The following is a 6,333-nucleotide window of genomic DNA, read 5'->3' on the forward strand; positions in this document are numbered from 1 at the left end:
GTTCTTGGAGGGATCGTCGATGCGCGCGAGCTGGCGCGCCTTCTGTTCTTCCTTCGAGACATGCAGGAAGAGCTTGATGATCTTTGTGCCGCTCTGCGCGAGGTGCCGCTCGTGATCGGCGATGGCTTTCAGGCGCTCGGCCCAGAAATCCTTCGAGCCCGCCTCCGCCGCGAAGGGGTTTTTCGTTGGAAGGCGCTGGCCCTTGAGAAATTCCGGGTGCACGCGCACCACCAGAGCTTCCTCGTAATAGGAGCGGTTGTGGATGCCGATGCGCCCGCGCTCGGGCAGGGCGCGCGCGGTACGCCAGAGGAAATCATGATCGAGTTCCTCGGGCGAGGGCGCCTTGAACGAGAACACCTGGCAGCCCTGCGGGTTCACGCCGGACATCACATGCTCGATGCTCGAATCCTTGCCTGCGGCGTCCATGGCCTGGAGGATGATCAGCACTGACCACGAATCCGACGCATAGAGCCTTTCCTGCAATTCGCGCAGGCGCTCCTTGCCGAGTTCCAGAAGCGTCTTCGCCTCCTCCTTGGTCAGGTTCGCGCCACCCATATCATCCGGCGCATGCTGCGCCAGCGCGAAGCCCTTGCGCTTGCTGATGCGGAACGGGGCGACGAAGGCGGCGGCATCATCGAGGATCATCGGCAGCTCCGCGGGCGGGAGGGCGCTTTCTTGCAGGAGGTTCCCATGGTGCATGTCTGGCCCCGGCCTGCAAGGCAGGTTGTGCTGTCGGCCGCGCCGGGGCATAGGAAACGGCATGGATTTCGGAATTCTCTATGATTGCGACGGCACGCTGATCGACAGCGAGCACATTGCCGGCTCGGTCTGCGCCGAGGCGCTGACGGGCCTCGGATGGCCCATCACGATGCGGGAGTTCAACGCGCGCTTCAACGGCGTGCCCGCGGCGAAAACCTGGGAGATCCTGCGCGCGGAGTTGCCGTTCACGCTTCCCGAGGGTTTCAATGCGCGGATCGATGCGGAAATCCATCGGCGGCATGATACCGAGCTCATGCTCATTCCCGATGTGGTGGAGACCATCCACGCCATCGCGGGCAAGCGGGCCGTGGCATCCTCGACCGGCCTCGCGCGCCTGAGGAAGAACTTGGAATTCACGGGTCTCGCGCCGCTTTTCGGCGATCACATCTATTCCGCGAGCCAGGTCGCGCGCGGCAAGCCGGCACCGGATGTCTTCCTGTTTGCCGCGAGCCAATTGGGCGTGGACCCCGCGCATGCACTGGTGATCGAGGATTCGGTGGCGGGCGTCACGGCGGCCTTGCGCGCCGGCATGCGCGTCATCGGCTTTGCCGGCGCGAACCACGGCGCGGATGACCTTGCCGATCGCCTCGCGAAGGCCGGGGCGCTGACCGTGATCGACCGCTTGGCGGAACTCCCCTCGATCGTCGCGGATTTGCGAGCCTGAAGCCCTTGCGGCGATTGCCTTTCCCCCGGAAGGGCGATACCTCGTGCCCGCAACGGCGACACCTCGTGCCCCGAACGGAACGAGCGCCCGAAGCGCCAGAGGGAGAATGAAGACGATGCCGAACATCGCCTTCTATGCCGGGTCTTTCGATCCGCCGACGGACGGGCATCTCGATGTCATCCGCCGCGCGCTGGCCCTTGCCGATGAACTCGTCATCGCCATCGGCACGCATCCGGGCAAGGCGCCGCTTTTCTCGGCGGAAGAGCGCCAGGGGCTGCTCGAAACCGTGGTGGCCGAAGAGGCGCGCGGCAAGCGCGCGCGCGTCACCACCTTCAACGATCTCACCGTGCATGCCGCGCGGCGCGAGGGGGCTTCGATCCTCATCCGCGGGCTGCGCGATGGCACGGATCTCGATTACGAGATGCAGCTCGCGGGCATGAACGGCAGCATGGCGCCGGAGATCCAGACCGTTTTCGTGCCGGCCTCGCCGCCGGTGCGCCCCATCACCGCCACGCTCGTGCGCCAGATCGCCTCGCTCGGCGGCGATGTTTCCGGCTTCGTGCCGCAACAGGTGCTCGCCGCGCTCCAAGCCAAATTCGCCCAAAAGGCGTGACCCCAGAGGTGCAAACATGCTTCGCCGTTCGTTTCTTGCCGCCGCTCTCGCGCCGACCTTCGCCCTCGCGCCGAGCTTCGCCTTCGCGCAAGGCCAGCCGAAGGCGGACCCCGAGAACACGCTCGTGATCGAGCTGAAAAGCGGCCGCGTGGTGATTGCGCTCCGGCCCGATCTCGCGCCGAAACATGTCGAGCGCATCAAGATGCTCGCGCGCAAGGGCTTCTATGACGGCATCGTCTTCCATCGCGTGCTCGATGGCTTCATGGCGCAGACCGGCGATCCCACCGGCACCGGCATGGGCGGCTCGGATCTCGGCAACCTTCCTGCGGAATTCTCCCGGACCGAGCGCTATATGCGCGGCACCGTGGGCATGGCCCGCACGCAGGACCCGAACTCGGCCAATTCGCAGTTCTTCATCATGTTCGCGGAAGCGCCGGGCCTCAACGGCCAATATACGATCTGGGGCGGCGTGGTGGAAGGCATGGAGCATGTCGACAGGATCCGCCGCGTCGATCCGCAGCGCGAGCGCGTCCCCAAGGAGCAGCTCGACAAGATGATCCGCGTGCGCGTCGCCGCCGATATCCGCTGACTTTCGAATTCCCGATTGATTGATCAAGGAGTGCCCGATGGCTGAACCCGAAAACACCCTCATCCTCGACACGACCAAGGGCGTCGTGACCATCGAGATGCGCCCGGATCTGGCCCCCGGCCATGTCGCGCATATCAAGAAGCTCGTGCGCGAGGGCTTCTATGACGGCCTGTCGTTCCATCGCGTGATCGATGGCTTCATGGCGCAGGGCGGCTGCCCGGATGGCACCGGCATGGGCGGCTCCGGTTACCCCGACCTCAAGGCCGAGTTCAACGCCGAGCCGCATCTGCGCGGTGTTTGCTCCATGGCCCGCGCGCGCAGCCCCGATTCGGCGAATTCGCAGTTCTTCATCGTGTTCGACGACGCGACCTTCCTCGACAAGCAATACACGGTCTGGGGCAAGGTGATCGAGGGCATGGAGAATGTGGACCTCTTCGCGCGTGGCGAGCCCGTGCGCAACCCGGACCGCATCAACAAGGCCACAATCGCGGCGGATGCGTGAGCCATGACCACGAAACCGGCGGGCGAGGCGTCGCCGACGCTCGCCGATTTCGATTACGACCTGCCGGAGGCGCGCATCGCGCTGCATCCGGTTTCCCCGCGCGATGCTTCGAAACTGCTCGTGGTGGGGCAGGACCATTTCGAGGACCGCATCTTCCACGACCTGCCGGAGCTTCTGAACGCGGGCGATCTCCTCGTTTTCAACGATACCCGCGTGATTCCCGCCCGGCTTCTCGGCGAGCGGGAGCGCGACGGAAACCGCGCTTCGATCGAGGCCCTTCTGCTGAAACGGCTCGATGCTTGCACCTGGCAGGCCTTCGCCAAGCCGGGAAAACGCCTGAAACCGGGCGATCGCCTGACTTTCGGCGAAAGGGGGCAGGTCTGCCTCATGGGCTCGCTCTCCGCCGAAATGGTGGAGAAGGGCGAGGAGGGGATCGTGACCTTCCGCTTCGATCGCGCCGGCGCCTGTCTCGACGAGGCCATCGCACTGGTCGGGGCCATGCCGCTGCCGCCCTACATCCTTGAGGCGCGCAAAAGGCTGGGCGAGGGCGAAGACCCTGCCGATACGAACGATTACCAGACCGTTTTCGCGAAGAAGGAGGGCGCGGTCGCTTCCCCCACGGCCTCGCTGCATTTCACGCCGGCCCTCATCGAGCGGCTTTCGGCGAAGGGCATCGGCCATGCCTTTCTCACCCTGCATGTCGGCGCGGGCACCTTCCTGCCGGTGAAGGCGGAGAACATCGCCGACCATCGCATGCATGCCGAATGGGGCGAGATCCGCGCCGAAACCGCACGCCGCATCAACGAGACGCGGGCGAAAGGCGGGCGGATCATCGCGGTCGGCACCACGGTCTGCCGCCTGCTCGAAAGCGCGGTGGATGCAAGCGGACACATCCAGCCCTTCCTCGGCGAGACCGACATCTTCCTCCGGCCCGGCCATGTTTTCAGGGGCATGGATGCGTTGATCACCAATTTTCACCTGCCGAAATCGACGCTGCTGATGCTCGTCTCGGCCTTTGCAGGCACCAACACGATGAAACGCGCCTACCGGCATGCCATCGAGAACGGCTATCGCTTCTATTCCTACGGGGATTCGTCGCTGCTCTGGCCGGGGGGTGCATGAACACGACTTCAATGCCTCGCGTCACCTTCACGCTTCACGCCACGGATGGCGCGGCCCGCTCGGGCGTGCTCGCCATGCCGCGCGGGGATATCCGCACGCCTGCCTTCATGCCCGTGGGCACCGCCGGCACGGTGAAGGGCCTTTACATGGAGCAGGTGAGGGGGACGGGAGCCGATATCATCCTCGGGAACACCTATCACCTCATGCTCCGGCCGGGCGCGGAGCGCGTGGCGCGGCTCGGCGGCCTGCACGAGATGGCCCGCTGGCCATACCCCATCCTCACGGACAGTGGCGGCTTCCAGGTGATGTCGCTCTCGGCGCTGCGCAAGCTCGACGAAAAGGGCGTGATCTTTCAATCACATATTGACGGTTCCAAACATGAGCTGACTCCCGAGCGCTCAGTCGAGATCCAGCTCCTGCTCGACAGTGACATCATCATGCAGCTCGACGAATGCATCCGCTTGCCCGCACCCGAGAGGGAAGTCGAGCGCGCGATGCGCCTTTCGCTCCGCTGGGCGGAACGGTCGAAAGCCGCCTTCGGAAACCAGCCGGGCCGTGCGCTGTTCGGCATCGTGCAAGGCGGGGCCCTGCCGCATCTGCGCCGCGAGAGTGCAGAGGCCCTCGCGGCACTCGATCTGCCGGGCTATGCCATCGGCGGCCTCGCGGTGGGTGAACCGCAGGCCGAGATGCTCGCGACCATCGAGGCGACCGAGCCCACTCTCCCTCGCGAGAAGCCGCGCTACCTCATGGGCGTGGGCACGCCCGATGACATCCTGGAGGCCATCCGGCGCGGCGTCGACATGTTCGATTGCGTGATGCCGACGCGCGCGGGCCGCCACGGCACGGCCTATACGCGCCACGGCAAACTCAACCTGCGCAACGCCAGATATGCCGAGGAAAAGCGGCCCATGGATGAGACCTCAACATGCCCGGCCGCGCGGGATTATTCGCTCGCCTATCTGCATCATCTCACGAAATCGGGCGAGATGCTGGGGCAGATGCTGCTGACCTGGAACAACATCGCCTATTACCAGCAGCTTGTGGCCGGCGCCCGTGCGGCCATTGCCGCGGGGCGCTATGCGGATTACGTGTTGGAGACGAGGGAAGGCTGGGCGCGGGGCGCGCCATGAATCCTTCCCGAAAGTCGGGGAGCCTCATGCCGAGCGATATCGAGATTGCGCGCGCCGCACGCCTTCTGCCCATTGGCGCCATCGGGGAAAAGCTCGGCATCCCCGATGAGGCGCTTTCGCCCTATGGCAAACATGTCGCGAAGGTCGATCTCGATTGGCTGAAGACCAATCGCAGGAAGCCGGGCAAGCTCGTGCTCGTGACGGCCATCAACCCGACGCCGGCCGGGGAGGGAAAGACCACGACCACGGTTGGCCTTGGCGATGCGCTCAATCGCATCGGGAAGAAGACCGTCATCGCCCTGCGCGAACCCTCGCTCGGGCCCTGTTTCGGGGTGAAGGGCGGGGCGGCCGGCGGCGGCCATGCGCAGATCGTGCCGATGGAGCAGATCAACCTGCATTTCACCGGCGATTTCCACGCGATCAGCGCCGCGCATAACCTGCTCTCGGCGATGCTCGACAACCACATCTCTTGGGGCAATGCGCTGGGAATCGATACCCGGCGCATCACCTGGCGGCGCGCGATTGACATGAATGACCGCTCCTTGCGCGGCCTCGTCTCCTCGCTGGGCGGGGTCTCGAACGGCTTCCCGCGCGAGGATGGCTTCGACATCACCGTCGCCTCCGAGGTGATGGCGGCCTTCTGCCTCGCGGAGAGCCTCGCCGATCTCGAGGCGCGCCTCGCCAGGATCATCGTGGCGGAAACGCGCGACCGGAAGCCCGCGACCGCGGCCGACCTCAAGGCCCATGGCGCGATGACCGTGCTCTTGAAGGATGCGCTGCAACCCAACCTGGTGCAGACGCTGGAAGGCAGCCCCGCCTTCGTTCATGGCGGACCTTTCGCGAATATCGCGCATGGCTGCAATTCGCTGATCGCCACGAAAAGTGCGCTTTCGCTCGGAGATTTCGTGGTCACCGAAGCGGGCTTCGGGGCCGATCTCGGCGCGGAGAAGTTTC

The 6,333-nt window shown here is 65.3% G+C and carries 7 protein-coding genes and 1 pseudogene; 7 read left to right on the plus strand and 1 reads right to left on the minus strand.

Annotated elements, in window-relative coordinates:
* Window positions 1-645 (minus strand): annotated as a pseudogene (locus ACKODO_RS09675) (polyphosphate kinase 2 family protein); the annotation flags it as partial.
* Window positions 646-760: 115 nt separating this feature from the next.
* Between ACKODO_RS09675 and ACKODO_RS09680 the strand changes: the two are divergent.
* From ACKODO_RS09680 to ACKODO_RS09710, 7 genes are all read left to right on the plus strand, one after another.
* Window positions 761-1,423, plus strand: coding sequence for an HAD family hydrolase (locus tag ACKODO_RS09680; protein ID WP_408983232.1), 663 nt, complete (start codon window positions 761-763; stop codon window positions 1,421-1,423).
* A 115-nt stretch (window positions 1,424-1,538) separates the two neighbouring features.
* Entirely contained in the window at window positions 1,539-2,036 is a 498-nt protein-coding gene (gene coaD / locus ACKODO_RS09685) for a pantetheine-phosphate adenylyltransferase (protein WP_408983233.1), read from the plus strand.
* Window positions 2,037-2,052: 16 nt separating this feature from the next.
* Window positions 2,053-2,625 carry a peptidylprolyl isomerase gene (locus tag ACKODO_RS09690; RefSeq protein WP_408983234.1) on the plus strand — a complete coding sequence of 191 codons (573 nt, stop codon included), beginning with the start codon at window positions 2,053-2,055 and terminating at the stop codon, window positions 2,623-2,625.
* 37 nt (window positions 2,626-2,662) lie between these two features.
* Window positions 2,663-3,127 (plus strand): peptidylprolyl isomerase, encoded by a 465-nt coding sequence (locus ACKODO_RS09695; RefSeq protein ID WP_408983235.1) that lies wholly within the window; start codon window positions 2,663-2,665, stop codon window positions 3,125-3,127.
* A gap of 3 nt (window positions 3,128-3,130) precedes the next feature.
* Window positions 3,131-4,249, plus strand: coding sequence for a tRNA preQ1(34) S-adenosylmethionine ribosyltransferase-isomerase QueA (gene queA, locus ACKODO_RS09700; RefSeq protein ID WP_408983236.1), 1,119 nt, complete (start codon window positions 3,131-3,133; stop codon window positions 4,247-4,249).
* Window positions 4,246-5,379 (plus strand): tRNA guanosine(34) transglycosylase Tgt, encoded by a 1,134-nt coding sequence (gene tgt / locus ACKODO_RS09705; RefSeq protein WP_408983237.1) that lies wholly within the window; start codon window positions 4,246-4,248, stop codon window positions 5,377-5,379. The genes queA and tgt overlap by 4 nt, the downstream gene beginning before the upstream one ends.
* 26 nt (window positions 5,380-5,405) lie before the next feature.
* On the plus strand, window positions 5,406-6,333 hold a 928-nt coding region (locus tag ACKODO_RS09710; protein WP_408983238.1), incomplete at its 3' end, for a formate--tetrahydrofolate ligase.

The sequence above is a fragment of the Rhabdaerophilum sp. genome (genome assembly GCF_046092605.1).
GTDB lineage: Bacteria > Pseudomonadota > Alphaproteobacteria > Rhizobiales > Beijerinckiaceae > Rhabdaerophilum.